We start from the raw sequence: 229 nt of genomic DNA, 5'->3' as shown, positions 1-229 counted from the left end.
GCCCACCTTCATCCTGGCGAAGCCGCTGCGCCTGGCGACACAGAACAACCGGCCGCTCTACCACGGCGTGCTGCAGGTGCTCGCGGGCCCGCACCGGGTCGAAGGCGGCTGGTGGGATCGGACCACGCAAAGCGAAGACGGAGAGCGGGTAGGCGAAGGAAAAGGCAAAGGGGAGGGCGCGCCTGCACCCGCGTCACCCGAGACCACTCGACACAGCGCCCGCGACTAC

The 229-nt window shown here is 69.4% G+C and carries 1 pseudogene; it reads left to right on the top strand.

What is annotated here, in order from left to right:
- A pseudogene (locus AC0IYU_RS35070) lies at window positions 1–229 on the top strand (hypothetical protein); the annotation flags it as partial.

This window comes from Variovorax sp. AC103, from assembly GCF_979254005.1.
The sequence above is the reverse complement of the archived record's forward strand: the minus strand, read 5'-3'. Positions and strand labels throughout refer to the sequence as shown.